Source organism: Bradyrhizobium sp. AZCC 1721, assembly GCF_036924715.1.
Taxonomy (GTDB): Bacteria; Pseudomonadota; Alphaproteobacteria; order Rhizobiales; family Xanthobacteraceae; genus Bradyrhizobium.
Genome location: NZ_JAZHSB010000001.1, coordinates 1,354,138 through 1,375,344, shown reverse-complemented (window position 1 = coordinate 1,375,344; position 21,207 = coordinate 1,354,138). Strand labels below are relative to the sequence as shown.

Annotated in this window: 22 protein-coding genes; 9 read left to right on the top strand and 13 right to left on the bottom strand. The window is 64.1% G+C overall.

The genetic code is table 11. The features are described from left to right. Nucleotides 1–82: 82 nt before the first annotated feature. The 3 genes from V1273_RS06695 to V1273_RS06685 form a co-directional block, all read right to left on the bottom strand. Complete coding sequence (locus V1273_RS06695; RefSeq protein WP_334409107.1) at nucleotides 83–277, bottom strand: hypothetical protein; 195 nt, start codon at nucleotides 275–277, stop codon at nucleotides 83–85. A gap of 227 nt (nucleotides 278–504) precedes the next feature. Continuing rightward, nucleotides 505–1,017 carry a DUF992 domain-containing protein gene (locus V1273_RS06690; protein WP_334366828.1) on the bottom strand — a complete coding sequence of 171 codons (513 nt, stop codon included), beginning with the start codon at nucleotides 1,015–1,017 and terminating at the stop codon, nucleotides 505–507. Nucleotides 1,018–1,236: 219 nt separating this feature from the next. Continuing rightward, nucleotides 1,237–2,439 carry a pyridoxal phosphate-dependent aminotransferase gene (locus tag V1273_RS06685; protein ID WP_334409106.1) on the bottom strand — a complete coding sequence of 401 codons (1,203 nt, stop codon included), beginning with the start codon at nucleotides 2,437–2,439 and terminating at the stop codon, nucleotides 1,237–1,239. Nucleotides 2,440–3,239: 800 nt separating this feature from the next. On the opposite strand from V1273_RS06685, the gene V1273_RS06680 reads away from it, so the two are divergent. From V1273_RS06680 to V1273_RS06670, 3 genes are all read left to right on the top strand, one after another. Further along, a complete protein-coding gene (locus V1273_RS06680) occupies nucleotides 3,240–3,884 on the top strand; it encodes a glutathione S-transferase family protein (protein WP_334366826.1) in 645 nt (214 codons plus the stop codon). Nucleotides 3,885–4,075: 191 nt separating this feature from the next. After that, complete coding sequence (locus V1273_RS06675) at nucleotides 4,076–4,249, top strand: hypothetical protein (protein ID WP_176721808.1); 174 nt, start codon at nucleotides 4,076–4,078, stop codon at nucleotides 4,247–4,249. Between the two features lie 70 nt (nucleotides 4,250–4,319). Beyond that, the gene (locus V1273_RS06670) at nucleotides 4,320–5,480 is read left to right on the top strand and encodes a PQQ-dependent sugar dehydrogenase (RefSeq protein ID WP_334366825.1); all 1,161 of its coding nucleotides are present in this window, start codon (nucleotides 4,320–4,322) and stop codon (nucleotides 5,478–5,480) included. Nucleotides 5,481–5,501: 21 nt separating this feature from the next. Here V1273_RS06670 and V1273_RS06665 read toward each other — a convergent pair whose 3' ends face one another. Beyond that, nucleotides 5,502–5,852 (bottom strand): DMT family protein, encoded by a 351-nt coding sequence (locus tag V1273_RS06665; protein ID WP_334366824.1) that lies wholly within the window; start codon nucleotides 5,850–5,852, stop codon nucleotides 5,502–5,504. Nucleotides 5,853–6,055: 203 nt separating this feature from the next. On the opposite strand from V1273_RS06665, the gene V1273_RS06660 reads away from it, so the two are divergent. From V1273_RS06660 to V1273_RS06650, 3 genes are all read left to right on the top strand, one after another. Next, nucleotides 6,056–6,868: a PAS-domain containing protein gene (locus tag V1273_RS06660; protein ID WP_334366823.1), complete on the top strand. Its 813-nt coding sequence runs from the start codon at nucleotides 6,056–6,058 to the stop codon at nucleotides 6,866–6,868. A 105-nt stretch (nucleotides 6,869–6,973) separates the two neighbouring features. Beyond that, nucleotides 6,974–7,435, top strand: coding sequence for a GNAT family N-acetyltransferase (locus V1273_RS06655; protein WP_334409104.1), 462 nt, complete (start codon nucleotides 6,974–6,976; stop codon nucleotides 7,433–7,435). Nucleotides 7,436–7,699: 264 nt separating this feature from the next. Further along, nucleotides 7,700–8,638 carry an aldo/keto reductase gene (locus V1273_RS06650; protein WP_334366821.1) on the top strand — a complete coding sequence of 313 codons (939 nt, stop codon included), beginning with the start codon at nucleotides 7,700–7,702 and terminating at the stop codon, nucleotides 8,636–8,638. A gap of 151 nt (nucleotides 8,639–8,789) precedes the next feature. Here V1273_RS06650 and V1273_RS06645 read toward each other — a convergent pair whose 3' ends face one another. Both V1273_RS06645 and V1273_RS06640 read right to left on the bottom strand, forming a co-directional pair. After that, nucleotides 8,790–10,034, bottom strand: a complete 1,245-nt coding sequence (locus tag V1273_RS06645) for a DUF1501 domain-containing protein (protein ID WP_334409103.1) — start codon at nucleotides 10,032–10,034, stop codon at nucleotides 8,790–8,792. Then, nucleotides 10,031–11,596 carry a DUF1800 domain-containing protein gene (locus tag V1273_RS06640; protein ID WP_334409102.1) on the bottom strand — a complete coding sequence of 522 codons (1,566 nt, stop codon included), beginning with the start codon at nucleotides 11,594–11,596 and terminating at the stop codon, nucleotides 10,031–10,033. Before V1273_RS06640 ends, V1273_RS06645 begins: the two co-directional genes overlap by 4 nt. Nucleotides 11,597–11,694: 98 nt before the next feature. On the opposite strand from V1273_RS06640, the gene V1273_RS06635 reads away from it, so the two are divergent. The 3 genes from V1273_RS06635 to V1273_RS06625 all read left to right on the top strand — a co-directional run bounded on the left by V1273_RS06635 (nucleotide 11,695) and on the right by V1273_RS06625 (nucleotide 12,860). Then, nucleotides 11,695–11,898 carry a cysteine-rich CWC family protein gene (locus V1273_RS06635; RefSeq protein ID WP_334409101.1) on the top strand — a complete coding sequence of 68 codons (204 nt, stop codon included), beginning with the start codon at nucleotides 11,695–11,697 and terminating at the stop codon, nucleotides 11,896–11,898. Further along, complete coding sequence (locus V1273_RS06630; RefSeq protein WP_334409100.1) at nucleotides 11,895–12,581, top strand: HAD family hydrolase; 687 nt, start codon at nucleotides 11,895–11,897, stop codon at nucleotides 12,579–12,581. Before V1273_RS06635 ends, V1273_RS06630 begins: the two co-directional genes overlap by 4 nt. A gap of 99 nt (nucleotides 12,582–12,680) precedes the next feature. After that, nucleotides 12,681–12,860: a hypothetical protein gene (locus V1273_RS06625; RefSeq protein ID WP_334366816.1), complete on the top strand. Its 180-nt coding sequence runs from the start codon at nucleotides 12,681–12,683 to the stop codon at nucleotides 12,858–12,860. A gap of 1,116 nt (nucleotides 12,861–13,976) precedes the next feature. On the opposite strand, the gene V1273_RS06620 is transcribed toward V1273_RS06625, so the two are convergent. From V1273_RS06620 to V1273_RS06590, 7 genes are all read right to left on the bottom strand, one after another. Further along, complete coding sequence (locus V1273_RS06620; protein ID WP_334366815.1) at nucleotides 13,977–14,144, bottom strand: hypothetical protein; 168 nt, start codon at nucleotides 14,142–14,144, stop codon at nucleotides 13,977–13,979. A 119-nt stretch (nucleotides 14,145–14,263) separates the two neighbouring features. Then, nucleotides 14,264–15,031: a DpnI domain-containing protein gene (locus V1273_RS06615; protein WP_334366814.1), complete on the bottom strand. Its 768-nt coding sequence runs from the start codon at nucleotides 15,029–15,031 to the stop codon at nucleotides 14,264–14,266. Between the two features lie 195 nt (nucleotides 15,032–15,226). Further along, nucleotides 15,227–18,190, bottom strand: a complete 2,964-nt coding sequence (uvrB, locus tag V1273_RS06610; protein WP_334409099.1) for an excinuclease ABC subunit UvrB — start codon at nucleotides 18,188–18,190, stop codon at nucleotides 15,227–15,229. A 114-nt stretch (nucleotides 18,191–18,304) separates the two neighbouring features. Continuing rightward, nucleotides 18,305–18,496 (bottom strand): hypothetical protein, encoded by a 192-nt coding sequence (locus V1273_RS06605; protein ID WP_334383581.1) that lies wholly within the window; start codon nucleotides 18,494–18,496, stop codon nucleotides 18,305–18,307. A gap of 32 nt (nucleotides 18,497–18,528) precedes the next feature. Then, nucleotides 18,529–18,765 (bottom strand): hypothetical protein, encoded by a 237-nt coding sequence (locus V1273_RS06600; protein ID WP_334409098.1) that lies wholly within the window; start codon nucleotides 18,763–18,765, stop codon nucleotides 18,529–18,531. 237 nt (nucleotides 18,766–19,002) lie between these two features. Then, nucleotides 19,003–20,223, bottom strand: coding sequence for an NAD(P)-binding domain-containing protein (locus V1273_RS06595; protein ID WP_334409097.1), 1,221 nt, complete (start codon nucleotides 20,221–20,223; stop codon nucleotides 19,003–19,005). Next, entirely contained in the window at nucleotides 20,213–21,118 is a 906-nt protein-coding gene (locus V1273_RS06590) for a LysR substrate-binding domain-containing protein (RefSeq protein ID WP_057842218.1), read from the bottom strand. Before V1273_RS06590 ends, V1273_RS06595 begins: the two co-directional genes overlap by 11 nt. Nucleotides 21,119–21,207: the final 89 nt, after the last annotated feature.

Genomic DNA, 21,207 nt, shown 5'->3' with positions numbered 1-21,207 from the left:
CCGGTGCCCAAGTCTAGCTCGACCTGATTCTTCTGCCGCATGGCTCGCACGAGATCGCCGCTCTACTGGCCTCTTCCACCGTTCAGGCCTTCGGCGGCGCGCTGCCGCCTACTATGCCCTCGGCTGACTTCTGCACGGCGGTCAGGCCGCCTTGCGACGGCCTCAGTCCCGAAGTCGGGACACAGCGCAGACCTCCCGAGGTAAGACCGACCGCCTTCGCCGCACGCCCGCCGGATTTACCACCCCGGTCCTTGATGACCGTGGACTTCGCGATCATGTGCTCGCTCGTCCGGCCGGGTAGGCCTCGTTATCCGGTATTTGTCCATCGGGCCGCGGCTTTGCTCCACGCTTTCTTCAGACCCCACCTCGCGGTGGCACCCTTGCGCTTCGCTAATCCTTCGCCGCCATCAGGCTGGATAGAGGACTTTCACCTCCAAGCTGTCGCTCATACTCGGCACACACAAAAAAGGCCCGCTTACGCGGGCCTTTTCCTTAACGTCATCCTCAACCGCGGCGGTGATGTCGGCGATGGTGCCGGCGCGGGCCGAACTGCACCGGTTGCAGCTCGAGGCCGGCGATGCCGGCGGCGACGTTCAATCCGGTCTGGCCTTGCAGGCTGATCGGCTGCAGCGCGTAGGCATTCGCCGGACCACCCACCAGGAAGTTGCCGCCGCCGCCGACGCCGATCGATGCATTGGCGCCGACGCCACCATAGCTGCCGGCGAGTTCGCCGCGCCCGAGCCGGCTGTTCGGCGCACTGACCGCCCACGACAACTGGGTCTGCTCGGTGACGCCGAGATCGAGACCGATGCGCTGCACCTTGGCGATGTAGGGTTCAGGCCGGCGGCCTTCGCTGCGGAACACGCATTCGAGGCTCGTCACCGAACCGACCACGAAGCCCACATTCTGGCCGCCCTGACATTGCAGGATGCCGGCGCGAACCGGCGGCGCCGCGTCGGCGCTTGCGATCGGCGCGATCAGTGCCGCCGCGGCGAGTGTCAATGTCAGGAGTCGCATGTATCCCAGTCTCCGCATGTTGATGAACAAATTTAGCGGAGCGGACAGGATGGAAGTGCCGTGTCGAAAACATGGCGCTTCATCAAGAAGCCGTCAAAACATTGCGTGTTTGTTCACCCGCGATGTGATTTGACGGCCGTCCCTTTGACGCGATTGCTGGTCGCGAACCGCGGGCCCGTCCCCGCATCAACTGCGGAGCGGGCTTGCGCGGCGAAACGCTTATCTCAAGTTGCCGCAGAAGCGTTGGATGCGCTTGCAGGCATCTTCGAGGTCGGAGGTCTTGGTCGCGTAGGAGATGCGGAACGCCGGGCCGAGACCGAACGCGGATCCCTGCACGACGGCGACGCCTTCGCTCTCCAGCAATTCCGTGACAAAATCCTCGTCATTGCCAATCACCTTGCCTGACGGCGAGGTCTTGCCGATGGTGCCGGCGCAGGACGGATAGACGTAGAACGCGCCTTCCGGTCGCGGACATTCGATGCCCTTGGCCTGGTTCAGCATCGAAACCACGAGGTCGCGGCGCTCCTTGAACATCTTGTTATGCACCGGGATGAAATCCTGCGGACCGTTCAACGCTTCGACGGACGCCCACTGCGCGATCGACGACGGGTTCGATGTCGATTGCGACTGGATGGTCGCCATCGCCTTGATCAGGTCGGCCGGGCCGCCGGCGTAACCGATGCGCCAGCCAGTCATGCAATAGGCCTTCGACACGCCGTTCACTGTCAGAGTGCGCTCGTAGAGTTTCGGCTCGACCTGCGCAGGCGTCGCGAACTGGAAGTCGTCATAGACCAGATGCTCGTACATGTCGTCGGTCATCACCCAGACATGCGGATGCTTCACCAGTACGTCGGTGATCGCCTTGAGTTCGGCGCGCGTGTACGCGGCACCGGTCGGGTTCGACGGCGAGCACAGGATGATCCATTTGGTCTTCGGCGTGATTGCCTTTTCCAGATCCTCGGGCCGCAGCTTGAAGCCGCTCGACGCCGGGCACACGACGGGGACCGACTCGCCGCCGGCCAGCGCCACCATTTCCGGGTAGCTCACCCAGTACGGCGCCGGGATGATCACCTCGTCGCCCGGATTGAGGGTTGCCATCAGCGCGTTGTAGAGCACCTGCTTGCCGCCGGTGCCGACGATGATCTGGTTCGGCTTGTAGGTCAGGCCGTTCTCGCGCCGGAATTTGTTGATGATGGCTTCCTTCAGCTCCGGAATGCCGCCGACATCGGTGTACTTGGTCTTGCCGGCCTCGATGGCGCGGATCGCCGCCAGCTTGATGTTGGCCGGCGTGTCGAAATCCGGCTCGCCGGCGCCGAGGCCGATGACGTTGCGGCCCGCCGCTTTCAGCGCGCGCGCTTTGTCCGTGACCGAGATGGTCGCGGACGGCTTCACACGGGCGAGGGCGGCGGACAGGAAGGGCATCATGATCTCCTGGCAAACGTCGTGACTTCTGAAATTCACGACTCTTTTTGATGGGAACGCCGCACCCTAAGGCGCTGCGCGCTGCATCGCAAGAAGCTTGGCCGGACACAGGCCAAACTTTGGGGAACGTTGCGCGGGCTCGGTACGATCGGAGCAATCCGAACGCAATATTCGCAAAGTTCCGCGGGCCGAATTGACTCATATCTGACAAGCCGCGGATCGGGCAGAGAGCACAACTCCCGGAGCGGCTGACAGCCGAGCGCCACCGTCCCTCGAGGGCCAAAGCGAAGCCGCAAGGTTCAACGCCAAGCTGTGTCTCCGCGATCTGCATCCGCTCTCGATGATGGCCCGCGAAGTCACTTTCGTAGGTATGATGGCCACGGTGCCCGATCCTTCAGTCCCGGCTCTGCGCCGCGTCACCGCCTGCCGCGTCGCGTCCGGAACACGAAAGCTTTTGGGTCAACGACTGATCTCCGTTCCCCGGACGCAGCGGTGCGCTGCAGAGCCGGGCCCACGCGCCGGATCCACAGTCATCACCCCGCGGCGGGACGTAGCCAGCTTCGTCGCGCAGGATTGAATCGATCCGCTCGTCCGCTCCCGACGATGTGATGCGTTGCCTGACAGAGTCGTGGCATGGCATGCTGCGCGCGTGCAGTGCGGTAGAGGTTTTCGACTTTTTCCATTCCGCGGGTCTTGCGACGCATTCGTATCGGCATCATTGTTTAGCCGTGTTGCGGCGCGAAGGCTTACCGCAGTTCGCTCCCCGCGCGCGCCCCTCGACCTCTGTGAACCCAACGATAATGTACAAGCTCTACTCGATGCAGCGCTCCGGCAACAGCTACAAGGTCCGCCTTGCGCTGGCGCTGCTCAACGCGCCCTATGAGGCAATCGAGGTCGACATTCTCCGCGGCGAAAGCCGCACGCCGGAATTTCTGGAGAAGAACCCGAGCGGGCAGGTGCCGCTGTTGGAAGTCGCCGAAGGACGCTACCTCGCCGAGTCCAACGCCATTCTCTGGTATGTTTGCGGCGGCACGTCACTGGCCCCCGAGTCGCGCGTCGAGCGCGCCGAAGCGCTGCAATGGATGTTCTTCGAACAGCACGCGCTGGAGCCCAATATCGGCGCCGCTTATTTCTGGCTGTCGCTGGTCAAGGGCGGCCGCGACCTGCAGACCCATGCGCTGGAGGACTGGATGGAGCGCGGCTATGCCGCGCTTCAGGTGATGGAAAACCATCTCAAGACCCGCGCCTATTTCGCGGCCGGTCAACTCACGGTCGCCGATATCGCACTGTACGGCTACACCCATGTCGCCGACCGCTGCGACTACGACCTCGCGACCTTCCCCGCCATCCGCGCCTGGCTGCGGCGGGTCGAACAGACGCCCGGCTTCGTAACGATGGACTGGCAGCCGGTCGACGACCAGGCCGACGTCGCCGCCGGCGCATAGCCACCCTCGCTCTTCTCACTTTCGCGCGAGCACCCCGCCAAAAGTTAACAATAGCGGGCATAATGTTAACCTTTGCCGTGATTCTGCCATTTTAAGCGATTGGTCGCCGCAATGTTGCCGGTGATCGCTGCAAGATTTTCCCGACGTCGTGAGTCGCGGGTGATTCGTCCCGCGTTACAAGGATTTAGCCTATGATGCGGTCACCCGGTGCGGTCGGCTTCGAGAGCAGCCGCGCGCCCGTCGCTTCTTCCCGGTTGCTTGGTGCCATCGCCACCTCGCTTGCGATCGGCACGCTATCGCTTTGCCTCGTGGTCACCCTGACGGTGCTATCGATCAAGGCCACCGTCGCGATGCCCATTCCGTGACAGGTCCAGCCTTTTGTTTGCATCATTGGACTAGCGAAGCGCGATGATCAGCATCGCGATGTAGACCAAAATGAAGACACCCGTCGGCCTTGTGACCGTCGCCTTGACGGTAGCGATCCTGCTCGCCGTCTCCTTCCTGATCGCCACCGGCACTCGCGGCGAAGAGCCGGCGTTTGACTCGTCGGCGGGCGAACTCGAGGTGCGCACCATTGCGAGGGGCCTCGTCAATCCGTGGGCGCTGGCATTCCTGCCCAATGGAACGATGCTGGTGACCGAGCGTCCCGGCCGCATGCGCCTCGTCAGCGCGGAGGGCCAGGTTTCGCCGCCGCTCAAGGGCGTGCCTGACGTGTGGGCCTCAGGCCAGGGCGGCCTGCACGATGTCGTCACCGACAAATCCTTTGCGCAGAACCGGACCATCTATTTCTGTTACGCCGAACGGACCGCGGGTGGCGGCCGCACCACGGCTGCGCGCGCGAAACTGAGCGACGACAATGGCCGTCTCGACGAGGTCAAGATCATCTTCCGCCAGCAGGGCCCGCTATCGTCAGGCAATCATTATGGCTGCCGCATCGCGCAGGCCGACGACGGCAATCTGTTCGTGGCGCTCGGCGATCACTTCACCTATCGCGACCAGGCGCAGAATCTCGGCAATCATCTCGGCAAGCTGATCCGCATCGCGCCCGACGGATCGGTACCCCCAGGCAATCCGTTCGCCGGCCGCACTGATGCCAAGCCGGAAATCTGGAGTTACGGGCACCGCAACGTGCAGGCGCTCGCAATCAATCCGGCGAGCGGCGAGCCCTGGGAAATCGAGCACGGACCGCGCGGCGGCGACGAGGTCAATGTCGTCGGCAAGGGCAAGAATTACGGCTGGCCGGTGATCGGCTACGGCATCGATTATTCCGGCGCGAAAATCCACGAGAGCACGGCCAAGGACGGCATGGAGCAGCCGCTCAAATATTGGGTGCCTTCTATCGCGCCGTCAGGCATGGCCTTCTACACCGGAAAGCTGTTTCCGAAATGGAACGGCAGCCTGTTTACCGGCGCGCTGCGCGGCGCAATGTTGGTGCGGCTGACGCTAAACGGCAACGCGGTGACGTCGGAGGAACGCCTGCTGCAGAACCTGCACGAGCGTATCAGGGACGTCCGTCAGGGGCCGGACGGCGCGCTGTGGCTGCTCACAGATAGCTCGAACGGACGGGTATTGCGGGTGGCGCCGGCGGTGAAATGACGACGATCTGCACAAAAGCGCTCACCATTTGTGAAAGATCAAAAACGCGCCGATCGCGATGAAGAGAAAGCCGAGTGCGTGATTCCACCCCAGCGGCTCCTTCAGATAGAGCACCGAGAAGCAGGCGAACACCACCAGCGTGATCACTTCCTGCATGGTCTTGAGCTGCGCCGCCGAGTACACCGCGCTGCCCCAGCGGTTGGCCGGCACCGCCAGCCAGTACTCGATGAAGGCGATCCCCCAGCTCGCCAGCACCACCATTGGCAATGGGCTTTCCTTGAATTTCAGATGGCCGTACCAGGCAAAGGTCATGAAGATGTTGGAAGCAAACAGCATCAGGATCGGCAGCAGCGTCGGCGAAACAGTGGGCATCGATGTCCTCTTGCAAAAATGTCGAGCAGCTCAATGGTCGGGTGCGGTACCACGTTCCTTAACTCGATATCATTTGATTTCAAAAATGCGAAAGTCTTGCGCATGCGAGCAACGCTCTCTTAGGACTGGCGGCAGAAAGGCGTGCACAATCGCAACAATCAGGCATGCTCGCGTCTTATTCCCGGCAAGTAGCGAGAACGGGCATGCAGTTAGACTGGCGCGCAATCTCCGGTCCGGCTCTCACGACAGCGACGGCGATGATCGCCTTCGTTGTCGACCGACACTTCGTTGCAGTCCCCAATCCCGCGCCGCTGTTCGTCTGCATCGTCGCCTTTGCCGCTTCCATCAGCGGCATCGTCTCCGGCATAGCCAGCGCCATCATAGCGGTGGCGTCATCAGCGCTGTTCTTCCTCAACCACCGCGCTACGCCCGGTTACGACATGTCCGACCTGGCGCGCATGCTGCTGCTGGCGGCGACTGCCGGCGGCACCGCGTTGATCACCGGCTTGTTGCGGAAAACATGGGTCGATGCGTTCGCGTGGGAGAAGAAGCATCACGCTACCGCGGAGCGCCTGTCGGCCGCGCTCGATCAGGTCGATATCGGCATCGTGCTGCTCGATTCCGCCACCCGCGCCGAATTCATCAACCGCGCGTTCCGCGATTATTTCAAGCTGTCCGACGAGCAGGCCGACAGCAAGCCGCCCTTCATTGCGCTGATGTATCACGGCCGCGACACCGGCGCCTGGCAACTGCCGGAGGACGAGTTGAGCGCCTTCATTGCCAAGCGCACCGAGATGATACGAACAGGCGATTCCACGCCGATCAACCTCGATCTCGCGGATGGACAGGTGCTGCGCTTCACCTGCACGGCGCTTCCCGACGGCGGACGCATGCTGAGCTACACGCCGGTCACCGACCTCGTTCGCCACACCGACGATCCCGGCAGCGCGGAGTATTATCGCGCGCTGCGCGGCAGCCATCGCAGTCTCGCGAAGCACCTCGGCGCCGCGGAGTAGCGAAGCGATAAGTTGATCGTCTGCTGCCACATCTGTATTAATCAACAGACATCCCTCCTTCCCGTGTCCCTGACGCGCCATCTCTTAACCAAAACGGAATCGCGCATGCCCGGCGACCTCACCATCCGCTTCGTCACCTGCCAGGACTACGCGCAATGGCTACCGCTATGGGACGGCTACAACGCCTTCTATGGCCGTTCGAACGCGACCGCGCTGGCGTCCGAGATCACGGCGATGACATGGGCGCGCTTTTTCGATGCTTATGAGCCGGTGCATGCGCTGGTGGCCGAGAGCGGCGGCGAACTGCTCGGGCTGACGCATTATCTGTTTCACCGTTCTACGACCATGATCGAGCCGAACTGCTACCTGCAGGACCTCTTCACCAGCGCAACAGTGCGCGGCAAGGGCGTCGGCCGTGCGCTCATCGATGGCGTATACGATCAGGCCAGACGCGCAGGATGTTCCCGCGTCTATTGGCAAACGCACGAGACCAACCACACTGCGATGCAGCTCTACGACAAGGTGGCGGACCGCTCCGGCTTCGTCGTGTACCGGAAGATGCTCTGAGGCACGGCTTTCGGCCGGCCTGTGGATAAGTTCTGCCGTCACGCGCGCGTAACAAAGCGCAGCTAGCCTGCCCCTGCGTCTGATCAGGCCCCCCGTCTCAGATCACGCGCCCCAGCGGTCCCCGTCAGTCGCCGCGTCTGACCGGGGCCGCATCTTTTTGTGCCGCATGGCTGCCAAGCGCGGGCGCTGGCCCGCTTTTCTTGCGGGCCGAAGCCACGCGCGCCACAATGCGCCCTCCTCCCGCTCTTCCCACAGGATCGATCCATGCAAATTCGCAACCTCGGCGGCTCCGGCCTGCGTGTTTCCGCCGTCGGCCTCGGCTGCAACAATTTCGGCCAGCGCACCGATCTGGAGACCTCGCGCAAGGTCATCCACAAGGCGATCGACCTCGGCATCACCCTATTCGACACCGCCGACATCTATGCAGGCATGGGCGGCTCCGAGACCGTGCTCGGCACCGTGCTCGGCGACCGCCGCAAGGATATCGTGCTGGCGACGAAGTACGCGAAACCGATGGCGACCGACGGCACCAAGCAGGGCGCCTCGCGCCGCTACATCATGTCCGCGGTCGAGGCCAGCCTGAATCGGCTGAAGACCGATTACATCGATCTCTATCAGCAGCATGAATACGATCCCCTGACGCCGATGGAAGAGACGCTGCGCGCGCTCGACGATCTCGTGCGCCAAGGCAAGGTCCGCTACATCGGCAATTCGAACTTTCCGGCCTGGCGCATCGCGGAGGCCGAAATGATGGCGCGGCAGATGAACGTCAACCGCTTCGTCTCCTGCCAGGATGAATACAGCCTCGTGGTGCGCGGCATCGAGAACGATTTGCTGCCGGCGGCGCAGGAATACAAGCTCGGCCTGCTGCCGTTCTTCCCGCTGGCGAGCGGCCTTCTCACCGGCAAGTACAAGCGCGGCACTGATGCCCCCGCCGACACGCGCTTCGCCAAGGCGCCGGCGCTGAAGGACCGCTACGTCACCGCGCGCAACGAGGATATCGTCGAAAAGCTCCAGACGTTCGCGATGGAGCGCGGCCACACCATGCTCGAACTCGCCTTCTCCTGGCTGGCCCAGCGCCCGCAAGTCGCAAGCGTCATCGCCGGCGCCACCCGCGTCGAACAGGTCGAGCAGAACGTGAAGGCGATCGGCTGGACGCTGAGCGCGGCGGAGATGGCGGAGGTCGATCGGATTACGAATTAGGTCTGGTTCGGTGTCGTCCCTGCGAACGCAGGGACCCATAACCACAAGTGTACGTGGTTATGCCGTGCTGGCTCCCCAGCGTGCTCCAACAATGCCAGCGGTGGTTATGGGTCCCGGCTCAAGGCCCGACACCGTGGGTGGGGCTAGCCTCCTACCCCACCAATCCCTGCATCGGCTTCACCTTGGCGCTCTCCGGGAACACGCTGTCCGCCAACACCTGCTCAGCCAGCCCGAACTGATCCTTCAGCACGCCTTTCATCACCGCGCGCAGATCGGTGGTCGGCGCGAGGTCGCGGCCCTGATGGAGGCTCGCCGGCTTCAGCCCCGGCCAGTCCGCGATCACCCGCCCGCCGTTCACCGCGCCGCCGGCGAGTAGCGCGACGGTACCGGTGCCGTGATCCGTGCCTTGCGTGCCGTTGATGCGCGCGGTGCGGCCGAACTCGGTGGCGACCACGATCACCGTGTCGCGCCAGCGCAGTCCCAGCGCGGCTTCGAATTCGGCGAGTGCGCCGTCGAGGCCGCCGAGCAGTTGCGCCAGACGGCCGACCGGGCCGCCTTCATTGGCATGCGTGTCCCAGCCGTCGAAGGCGAGTGCGCCGATCCGCGGACCATTGTCGGCCGCCATCAATCGGGCCGCGCCGCGCGCCGCCAGCCGCATCGCGGCCACGCCGCCGGTGCCGGGCTTTGGTTTCATGTCGTCGCCCTGCGCGGCCTTGTCGAGCGCGAGGCCCTGCTTCAGCGCCGAGCCCAGCGCGGCATCGCGGTGAGAATAGAGGTCGAGCAGCCGCATCGCGGTGTCCTCGCTGGCCTGCGGCAACGCGAGCGGCGCCCAGCCGACGGTCGGCGCCGCGCCGCGCAGCACCAGCGGCGTGATCGGGCCGACTGCGAGCCCGCTCGTCACCCGCTCGCCCTTCGGCAGACCTTCCAGCGCGCGGTTGAGCCAGCCGGACTGCACCCGGCCGGGGCCGGAAAAGCCGCTTTCGAGCACGTCCTGCCCGTCGAAATGCGAACGGTCGCGGTAGGGCGTCGCCACCGCGTGGATCACCGCGGCCTTCTTCTCACGATACATCCGCGAAAATTCCGGCATCGCCGGATGCAGTGAGAAGAAATTGTCGAGCGGCAGCGCCGCGTTCGATCCGCTCGATGACAACGCGATCGCGCCGTGCAGGCCGGCGTAGTCGGGGTCGCCTGTTGGAGCGACGGTGGCGAGCCCGTCGAGTGCGCCGCGCAGGATCACGAGCACCAGACGCGGATCGCGGCCGTCGGCCGCGCGCGCGAACTTCGGCAGGTAGGCCCACGCCGCAAAGGACGCGCCGCCGAGCAGCACGGCCCGCCGCGTTGTCGGCGATGATCGCAGGTCCTCGCAGCAACCCATTGTCGTTTCCATGGACGTCATCTCCTCTGGAATTCCGGCGACATCAACAACAGTGCCAGCGCCTGCTGCCGCGATTCCGCGCGCTCGACGGTCCGCCGCGTCTCCACTGACGCAGTATCGGCGGCCGCGAGCTCGAGCAGGTCGCGCGGATCGACGCCCTCGGCGAGCCTCGATGCTATCTGCGTTGAAATATCGAGGCGCAGTTTCATGCCCTCCGGCGCCAGCCATGCGGCGTTGCTGTCGGGAAATCCGTTTGGCCCGGCCGGCGACCATAATGGCTGACCGAGCGCCCTCAGGCCGGCGAGATAGAGGTTGGGATTGTTCGGAATCTGCGCCAGCAGCCGGCCGGCCGCGACGAGAAATTCGTAAGGCGAGCGGATCTTGGTGAGCGGCGCGCTCCAGGCCTCGTCGGAATCGACCAGCGCCAGCGCCAGCGCCTTGAGATCGCCGTCGGTTTTCATGAAGACATCGGCGAGCCGCGCCACCAGCGCGGCCGGCGGATCGTCGGCCACGAAATGGCGCGCGAATTTGGTCGCGATGAATTTCGCCGTCGAGGGATGCCGCGCGATATCCGCCAGCACCGCCTCGCCCTGCGCCACGCCGTCGGCATCGTAGACCTTGCCCATCACCCGCTGCGCGCCCGGCTGGTGCGCATTGGCATTGAACACGAAGGTGCCGGGCGCGCCGAGCTGGCCCAGCCTTCCGGCATAGGTCCAGCCCGTGATGACGTTCGCCAGCGACGTCACATCGTCCTGCGAATAGCCGCCGCCGACGCCGAGCGTATGCAACTCAAGTATCTCGCGGGCGAGATTTTCATTCAGTCCGCGGTTGCGGTTTTTCCCGGCGCGCGAATCCGGGCCCAGCGATTGCTGGTTATCGAGGAAGAACAGCATCGCCGGATGCTGCTCGACCGCCTTCAGCATATCGGCGAAACGTCCGAGCACGTGCGGGCGGATCGCCTCGCGCTCGAACGAGCCGGCCCACATCCGCGCCGGCCCGCCCTTGTTGGCGGAAATGCAGAAATGATTCGACCAGAACACGACAAGCCGCTCGGCAAATCCGCCATCGGCGATGACGGCGCGCTGCAGCCGCGCCAGCGCCTCGGCGCGAAAGGTTTTCTGGATGATGTTGAGCGGTTGTGGCGGCGGCTTTGGCGCATTGGGCTGCATCGTTTCCGCCGGTGCCATCGCGCCGGGATTCTCCGCCGGCTTGGCCTGTGACTCCCTGGGTGACTCCTTGGGCGCCATCTCCATGGCGATGCCGTTGAGGGACAGGTTTCGCCGCTGCGCCTTCGCATCTGGTGGCGACGACGCGCCTTCGCCTGCAGCCGGCGGCGCGGCCGATTTGGCAGCCTCGCGGGCCTGCTGGATTTCGAACTGATAGTCGAACACCGCCTTGCCGAGCGCGGGCGTCGACTGCAGCCCCGGCACTTCGAGCAGCACGCGATTGGGACGGCCGAGTTCCGCCTTGACGAAACCGCGCGGATCGGATGCGGCGTCGAGAACATCGCCAGATGCCCCGCCGCGCGCGCCGAAGCCGAAGCGATTGAGCGCAACGAGGGCTGCTTGCGAATCGCGGGCCATCGGATTTCCCTTAGAATTTCCCAGGCGTATAGTGACGAAGTATAACGCGCCTCAGTGTGAACCCGGGATTAATTCCACGTCAGGATTCAGCCTCGTTGATGACAGATCGTTTGGAAAATGCGCCATCGCGCCGCCTCGCCTGCGCCGGCTGCGGCAACGAATTCGGCTGCAACCTGTCCGGCCCCTGCTGGTGCAACGACGAGACGTTCCGCCTGCCGATGCCGTTGGACGGTAGCGATTGTCTCTGTCCGGAGTGCCTGCGCAAACTCGCTAGCCAGCGCGCCGGCGCGGGTGCGGCGTGATCGGGAAATGGAACGTCAGCGCTGTCCTGCTCGACATGGACGGCACGCTGCTCGACACCGAACGGGTCTATTTCGACAGCCTGGTCGCGGCACTCACCGCGCATGGGTTCACTGACGACGCCGTAACGCTGTGCCAGGCGATGGTCGGCCTGCCCGGGCCGGAATGCGAGGCCATGCTGCTCGCGCGCTACGGGGATGGCTTTCCGCTTGCGGAGGTCTCCCGCGCCTTCGTCAGCAACCGCAATGAAATTCTCGGCGCAGGCTTGCCGCTGAAGAGCGGCGCGATCGAACTGCTGGATGCGCTGCGGGCGGCCGAATGTCCGATGGCGATCGTCACCTCCTCGTCGCTGCGCACGGCGAATGCGCATCTTAAGCTCGCGGGTATCCGCCACCGTTTCGAAACGCTGCTGACCCGCGACGACGTCGCCCGCGGCAAGCCCAATCCCGACCTCTATCTGCTCGCGGCGTCGCGGTTCGGCCTGAAGCCGGAGGCTTGCGTGGCCGTGGAGGATTCAAACCACGGCGTGACCGCCGCGCATGCCGCGGGCGCAATTACCATCATGGTGCCCGACATGGTGACGCCGACCCAAGAGTCGCGGGCGCGATGCGCGGCGGTGGTGCCGGATCTGAATGCGGTGCTGGCAATACTGCGCGAGCGTGGCGCGTTAGCGCGTAGCCGCTAGCCATAGCACCGCAAGCCGCATGGATTGCGCTGCCGTTCGCCTGCGGAACGATTTCGCCAAGGCCAGCGTTGTGTCTTTCCGTTGATAACGGAGACCATGATGACAAAGACCGCGCCTCCGATTCCCCCGGACAATCGGAGCCCCAAGGGCCCGGGCAGCGCGCCCGACGTGCCGCTCGACACCACCAAAGGCCATCGCGACGACGAGAAGAACAACATCCGCGAACAGGGCGCACACGGCAATCTGACGCAGAACACCAGCCACCGGCGATCGGGGTGAGAGCCAGATCCCTGCTGCATTCTCGATGTCGTCCCTGCGAACGCAGGGACCCATAACCACCGGCAGAAGTTTTACGAATGGCGTCTGCCAAGCTGCCCTATCGAGAGATCACGCGGTATGGGTCCCTGCGTTCGCAGGGACGACAATGAGTGTGCCGCGCGCTCGAACTCGATTTTCAAACAGCCGCCACCCGAGAAGGGCGACCCAGAGCCGTAGGATGGGTTTCGCTTCGCTCTACCCATCCTACAAGACACGCCTTCGCACTCTCGCGGCACGAAGCGCCCGAAGTCATGCGATCGGCGATGCCCTCGAAATCGAAGAGGGCGCAGGGAAAGCCGGGTGCCCAAAACACCCGCAGTCGTGCGCAAGAATGCACACGGCGGACTGCAGGTGCGCCGGAACACCCGGCCTTCCCTGCGCAATGGTTTTACGGCGTATACCGCGCTCTCCTCGGAGCCGAATTCCTCTGGCCTCCGTCGCTGACGAATTAACGATTTGATCGAAGCCCGGTTGGGCCAGAGCAATCTCCGCCGGCTTGACACCAGCAACGGGTGCCAGGACCACACGGCTTTGCCGTCCGCGGCTTCCTCGACCAGAATGTTTCGATCGGCCCGTATGCTGCCAAACCGAAGTTCTGGTTAAAGCGTTTAAGCGCCGGTCGTCTGCGCGCCGTTGTTTTCGCTCACAGGCCAAAGCCCGCCCTGCGACCAACTCGCGCGCCCGACGCTGCCGCGTCCATCGCATCCCGCGCCCAACGTCCGTGACGATCGCGATACGCCCCTCTAGCGGGTGCGGGATGGCGGAGTTGTAGGAGTGATTTGGGGTAATCGCGAAGCGGTTTATTTTTGCTGGCAAGACTGGACCAAGCCGTGCCTGATTTGCCCGGCCAGCAGCGCAATCGGTAGTAGTAGTCTCCTGTAAGCGTCGCTTCGGTTCGTCGATTAGTGCCGCGTACAGCCGATGGTGCCGCTGCAATTGGTAACGAATGTGATGATGCTGGCGGTGGCGGTCGGGCGGTAGCTTTCTCCGCCCGTCATTGCGGGGCGATCAAAGCTCGGACCCGGAATCTCGAGATCCCGGGTATGGTCCTTCGGACCATCCCGGAATGACAATGCGTCATTGGTCCGCCGCCAGAAACTCCAACGCCTTCTCTCGGGTCGGAAAGCGACCGAGTTCGCGATAGTCCGGATCGTGTTCCGCCGTTTCTGGCGACCACAGGACGACGAACACCTTGCCCTCTTGCTCAATAAGCGTGGTCAGTTCCTCGCTTTCATACGGTGTCATATCCCGCGCGCCACAATGCGGGCATGTGTCGTCGCACATGCAGGACCATTCATCGGCCCATCGGCGCCTGCAGCGGTCGCACTTGTAGCGATTCAGAAACCATGCCATCGCCGGGCTCCCTAGTGTCGCAAACGATAATTCCCGCGCGAAACGAATTCAATAAACCCGCGATCCCGCAAATATTGAAGCTGCTGCCGTATCTTTGGCCTGACGTTCTGGTTGCCGGGATAGAGATCTCCGAGGTGCCGTTCGAAAGCATAGACCTCGTCAAGGGCGAAGTCCCGCTTGCCAAGCGACTCCACGCACTTCATCACATCCAGCAACCAGCCGCGCGTTTCCGGGGATTCGTTTCTGAGGAAGAGTGTCTTCTGCCAATCGGCGAGGACGAGTTCTTTCGCGCGAACAACGCTGTTCTGGATGATATGTATCTTGCCGGAGTCTGGAATTCGACTAAGCAGGATGTTGGAGCCGATCCAGCCGGCCCGTCGCGCAGTGGGTGCCAGCGGCTTTCGCTCCTCAATGATCTCCCGGACGAAGAAGTGCTTCGGCACGATGAACAGGTTCACGACCGCAAGCGATTTGAGGTCGTAGTTCATCAGAAGCAGATTCGGATTGTTGCTGGCGGCAAGGCGTTCGCACTTGGTCTTGAACGCGCCATCGACGACTCGCGTTCCGAATCTGCCTTTCTGACTTTTGAGTTCGAATTCCTCTTTGCAGGATTGGCAAAAGAAATCGGCGAGAGGGGAGTTGTTGGGAAAGGACGAAATCTTGGCGTTGCCGCAGTGCGGGCAGTAGGCCCAAGCCTTCACCCAAGCTTCTGTCCAGGCGCGGGCGCTTTGCGAGCCGCTTGTGTAGGACAATTGGGACTCTTCAAAGCCGAGTTTCATGAACTCAGCGTATCGCAATTATTTTGAATTGCCAGAGGATCACAATACAACTAACTGCACCGACGACCATTGCGTCATTGCGAGGAGCGCAGCGACGAAGCAATCCAGCGTCAAGGAAAGAAGCTGGATTGCTTCGCTACGCTCGCAATGACGGCTGACCCGCCGCCGCTCATCACATTCATGCGTGGCCAAACCCTACCTCTTCTTCCACCCGCCCCGGTGCCCCGGTGCGCCGCCGCTCGATCGCGGGGCTGGCCCGAACTCCGGGCCTGACTGCCGCGAATCCGTGGGCTGGAAGATCTTGCTGCCGCTGCCGATCTCGAGCTTGCGCGGTTTGGCGCCGCTGGGGCGGTAGGGCAAGGATTCCGGGCCGTGCATTTCGTCGAGATGGGGTTTGTGGACTTTCGAGGTGGAAGAACCGCCGCTGCGGCTCACCCCGCCCCGACCGCCTGCAGCGGTCGACCCTCCCCCTCCAGCGGAGGGTGAAGAGGCGCTGCGCTTCTTCATCGCTGATGTCGGCAGGTTCGCGGCCTCGCCGTACTTCTTCGTTCCGGCATAGGCGCCGGCTTTGCCCTGCACGGCGCGCTGTTTTGCGGTGGGGTCGTCGACCACGGCCATTTCCGTCGCGCGCAGGCGTTTGACTTCGTCGCGGAGTCTGGCGGCTTCCTCGAAGTTCAGATCGGCGGCGGCTTCGCGCATGCGGGTTTCGAGGTCGTTCAGCACGGCCTCGAAATTGTGGCCGATCGAGATGACGTCGTCGGCCATGCCGCCGTCGCCGATCTCGACCAGCACGTGATCGCGCTCGTAGACGGAGTTGAGGATGTCGCCGATCGATTTCTTCACGCTCTCCGGCGTGATGCCGTTAGCCGTGTTGTATTCGACCTGCTTTTCGCGGCGGCGGTTGGTTTCGGCGATGGCGCGCTCCATCGAGCCGGTCATCTGGTCGGCGTAGAGGATCACCTTGCCGTCGACGTTGCGCGCGGCGCGGCCGATGGTCTGGATCAGCGAGGTCTCGCTGCGCAGAAAACCTTCCTTGTCGGCGTCGAGGATCGCGACCAGTGCGCATTCGGGAATGTCGAGGCCCTCGCGCAACAAATTGATGCCGACCAGCGCGTCGAACGCGCCGAGGCGCAAGTCCCGGATGATCTCGATGCGCTCGATGGTGTCGATATCAGAGTGCATGTAGCGCACGCGAATGCCCTGCTCGTGCAGGTACTCGGTGAGGTCTTCCGCCATGCGCTTCGTGAGTACCGTGATCAGCGAGCGATAACCCGCGGCAGCGGTCGCGCGCACTTCGCCGACGAGATCGTCGACCTGCGTGCGCGCCGGACGAATGTCGACCGGCGGATCGATCAAGCCTGTGGGACGGATCACCTGCTCGACGAACACGCCGCCGCTTTCGTTCAGCTCCCAGCCGCCGGGCGTCGCCGACACCGCGACCGATTGCGGGCGCATCATGTCCCATTCCTCGAACCGCAGCGGGCGGTTGTCCATGCAGGAGGGCAGCCTAAAACCGTATTCGGCGAGCGTCGCCTTGCGGCGGAAATCGCCGCGGAACATGCCGCCGATCTGCGGCACGGTGACGTGGCTTTCGTCGGCGAAAACCAGTGCATTGTCGGGCACGTATTCGAACAGCGTCGGCGGCGGCTCGCCGGGGCGGCGCCCGGTGAGGTAGCGCGAATAGTTCTCGATGCCGGCGCAGCTTCCGGTCGCTTCCATCATTTCGAGGTCGAAGGTGGTGCGTTGCTCCAGCCGCTGCGCTTCCAAGAGGCGCCCCTGGTTGTTGAGCTCGTCGAGCCGCAGCTTCAGCTCGGACTTGATCGACTTGATCGCCTGCACCAGCGTCGGCCGCGGCGTCACATAGTGCGAGTTGGCGTAGATCTTGATGAATTCGAGATCGTCCTGCTTGTGGCCGGTGAGCGGATCGAACTCCTCGATATTTTCCACGGTATCGCCGAACAGGTTCACGCGCCAGGCGCGGTCCTCATAGTGCGCCGGGAAGATGTCGATGACGTCGCCGCGGACGCGGAACGTGCCGCGGGTGAAATCGGCCTGCGTGCGCTTGTACTGCAGCGCGACGAGGTCGGCGATCAATTGCCGCTGGTCGATGCGCTCGCCCTTCTTCAGCGCAAAGGTCATCGCGGTGTAGGTCTCGACCGAGCCGATACCGTAGATGCACGACACGGACGCCACGATGATGACGTCGTCGCGCTCGAGCAGCGCGCGCGTCGCCGAATGGCGCATACGGTCGATCTGCTCGTTGATGGACGAATCCTTTTCGATGTAGGTGTCGGTGCGCGGGACGTAAGCCTCGGGCTGGTAGTAGTCGTAGTAGGAGACGAAGTACTCGACCGCGTTGTCGGGAAAAAAATTCTTGAACTCGCCATAGAGCTGCGCGGCCAGCGTCTTGTTCGGCGCGAGAATCAGGGCCGGGCGCTGCGTCGCCTCGATCACCTTGGCCATGGTGTAGGTTTTTCCGGAGCCGGTGACGCCAAGCAGCACCTGGGTGCGGTCGTTGCGGTTGATGCCTTCGACCAGTTCGGCGATCGCGGTCGGCTGGTCGCCCTTCGGCTGGTATTCGGATTTGATCTCGAAGCGCACACCGCCTTCGGATTTTTCCGGGCGCGGCGGCCGGTGCGGCGTCCAGACCTTGAGCTGGCCGTTGTCGCCGCGAAATTCGGGACGGCCATCGCGGATCAGGCTTTCCAGCGCATCGGCGGTGGCTTTGACGCCGAGCGCTTCCATCTTGTTGCGCGGCGGGCGAGCGAGGGCTTCCTCGTCGTCTTCCGCGGTCGGCAGGCCGAGCTGGCGCGCGAGCTCGGGGTCGAGGGTCGGGATGGTGGCCGCGGTGCCGTAGTTGGCTTGGGGGGATTCTTCGAGGCCTTGTGGGGATGCATCGCGTTTGCCGACGTCCGCGCTGGTTCCGCGCGTCGAGGCTCGCGCGCGATGCGCGGCGGCCTCGCCGCCGGCGCGGCGGTCCCAGGAATTGTCCGGCGGCGGCTGCAGGCCGGTGCCCGAGCCCATGCCGGCATCGCCGCGGTTGAGCGCGGGATTGAGCAGCTCGGCCAGTGCCGGCCCGATCGGCTGCACGTCTGGCCGATGCGCCTTCGATTCGGGGGATTTGCCGGGCTTTTTGGGGGTGTCAGGTTTCTTCGCCATCCGGCGAATATGGGACGAGTCAGCCAGCGAGAAAAGGGCAAACGGCCTTGCGCGCGATACTGCGCTTCGTCATGTCAGCAGATGTCAGCAATGGCGATTCGGAACCGCCGCGCCTTACGCCGTCAGCGGGGCCGTCGAGGCATTGACGATCTCCAGATGGATCCCGCCGCAGCGCGTGCATCGCATGGTCCAGTATTCGGCGCCGGCACGGCCGGGAATGATGCGCAGCACCGCGAGCGATGCGCTGCAATCCGGGCAGCTCGAAAGCACCGGCGTCGCTTGCAGGGTCTGTTCGGGCAGGGGCAAAGAGATGCGGCCGGCAGTTCCGCCGGTCGTGCTTACGGAATCGCGAACCGCGGCATGAAACGATCGATATGGGCTTTCGCATCCGCGATCGCCGCTTCCGGATCCGACCAGGCGAAGCCGACTTCGAGGGTCGGAAACGCCAGGCCGTCGATCACCACCGGCTCCTGGTCGGCCCGTTGAATCCTGGCGTGCCATAGCCCTCTCCCTGCTTCGAACGACTGGATTTCAAAGCCGCCATAGATCATGGCGCGTCCCCCGGAATTGCGCATGGCGCGACCAGAGCACGACGCGGCAGAGGGAGATGTGAAGGAGTTCACATGTCGCGGAGGTTTTTTCGGTGGCGTTTCGGCAGTTAGCTCCCTCTCCCCGCCCTTCACGGGGAGAGGGTTGGGGTGAGGGGCTCGCTCCACGAGTTGTGATTCATGGATAGACCTGTACCCCCTCACCCGGATCGCAAGGGCGATCCGACCTCTCCCCGCAAGCGGGGCGAGGTTGGAAGCGAGTGCTCAGCGCCGCGCCAAAATATGATCCGCGAGCACCACGGCATCGTCGCCGACGCCTGGCAGGAACGAGGAGTTCATCTTCGACAGCCATTGGAGACCGAGGAAGTACAGGCCGGATACGGCTGAGATGCCATTGCGATGAACCGCTTCGCCGCGGGCGTCGAGGACCGGGATATCGATCCAGCCGAAATCGACGCCGTAGCCGGTCGCCCAGATGATCGAAGAGATGCCCTCCGCGGCGAGGTCGAGGCGCGTGAGCGGCGCGGTGACGCAAGGCGGGTCGGGAAGCGTCGCGCGGGCGCCGGGCTCTTCCGGCAGCTCCAGGCGGCGCCGTTTCACATATTCATCGACAGTGTCGAGGAAGGTGGTGAAGGCGATGTCGCCGTCGCCAAGGCTTTTGTCGAGACCCGACGCAATGTCGAGCACGCCGCCATCGGCGGCGTCGAGACGTCCGAGCAAGATCATGCCGCGGGCGGCGAAGTCGCGGAAATCGATGCTGCGTCCGCCATAGGCGCCCGAAATCACCGGGCCGAGGCGCGCTTGCCCGCGCTCCTCCGGGGTGATCTGGTCGAGCTGCATTTCGGCGAGCCACCAGATCAGGTCGCGGCTGCGATAGCGGCGCGGCAGGCGGCGATGCCGTCCGACCGAGAGATAGACGCGCCGCCCGGCCTGCAACAATTCCTCGGCGATCTGCGCGCCGGACGCACCGGCGCCGGCCACCAGCACCGCGCCCGGCGGAAGCTGTTCGGGATTCCTGTAGTCGGCGGCACGCACCTGAAACACCGGATGATCGCGCAACAGGTCCGGGATGACGCTGCGCTGATAGGGTCCGGTGGCGACGACGACATTGTCAGCTTCGATCGTGCCATCCGTGGTCTCGGCGATAAAGCGCCCGCCGTCGCGCTGCGACAGCCGCGTCACCGCGACGCCGCAGCGGATCGGCGGCGCGACGAAATCCGCATAGGCCTCGATAAATTTGATGATGGTGGCCGTATCCGAGAACCCATCGGGATCGCTGTGCGGAAATGGAAAGTCCGGCAGCCGCACCGACCAGTTCGGAAACTGGAATATCAATCCGTCCCAGCGTTCGCTGCGCCAGCGTTCGGCGATCCGGTGGCGCTCGAGCACCAGATGCGACAGTCCGCGCTGCTTGAGGCGGTAGCTCATCACGAGGCCGGCCTGGCCGCCGCCAATCACCAGCGTTTCGATCTTCTCATCCGGCATGTCTGTGGCCCCTGCGGCGCGTGGCGGGCTCCGCTGCCGCGCGAACGATCCAGCGCCGGAACGCGGCGAAATCGCGCTGCCCGGTGCTGAAGCCGCGATACACCAGATACCAGCGCATGCCTTTCGGCACACTTAACGCAAACGGCGCGACCAGCCGGCCGGCCGCAAGGTCATCGTCGATATAGGGGCGGATGCCCATGGCGATGCCGAGGCCGTCGACGGCGGCCTGCAGCGCCTGGCCGTAAAACTCGAACTCCGGTCCGCGGGCGCTGATGCGAGCGGTGCCGGCGGCCTCGAGCCATGACGGCCAGTCGTCGGGCGAATGCGCCACTCGCAGCAGCGTCGGCCCCTTCAGGTCGCCGGGACGTTTGAGCGCGCCCGCAAGGCGCGGCGCGCAGACCGGAAGCAGATCGGCCGCAAACAACGGCTCGGCGATCAGGCCGGGCCATTCGCCGTCGCCGAGCTTGATGCCGCAGCTCCAGTCCTCGCCGAACGGCACCGCGGCGCCGCCGGTGGTGATACGGACGTCGATGTCGGGTTCTTCCTTGCGGAAATCCGCCAGCCGCGGGATCAGCCATTTCATCGCAAAGGTCGGCCCGACGCCGATGGTCAGCACGCGGACGCTTGCGGGCGCCGTCACCTGCGCGGTCAGGCTCGCCAGCGCGTCGAAGATCGGCGTCAGCCCGTTCTGATAGGCGCGGCCGGCGGCGGTGGTCACGAGTCGGTTGGCCTTGCGCTCGAACAGCGCCACGCCCAGCCGCTCTTCCAACAGATGCACCATCCGGCTGACGGCGGCGGCGGAGACGTTGAGCTCGGTCCCGGCGGCGGCGAAGCTGCCGGTGCGCGCTGCCGCTTCGAACGCCTTGATGCCGTTGAGAAAGAGCAGCCGCCGCACATGACCCTCAGGAAAACTGATGCCAGAGCAAGATAACTCGGTTTGCGTAGCTGCGACAAGCACGGCAGAAATGTCATGTGGAGATTGCC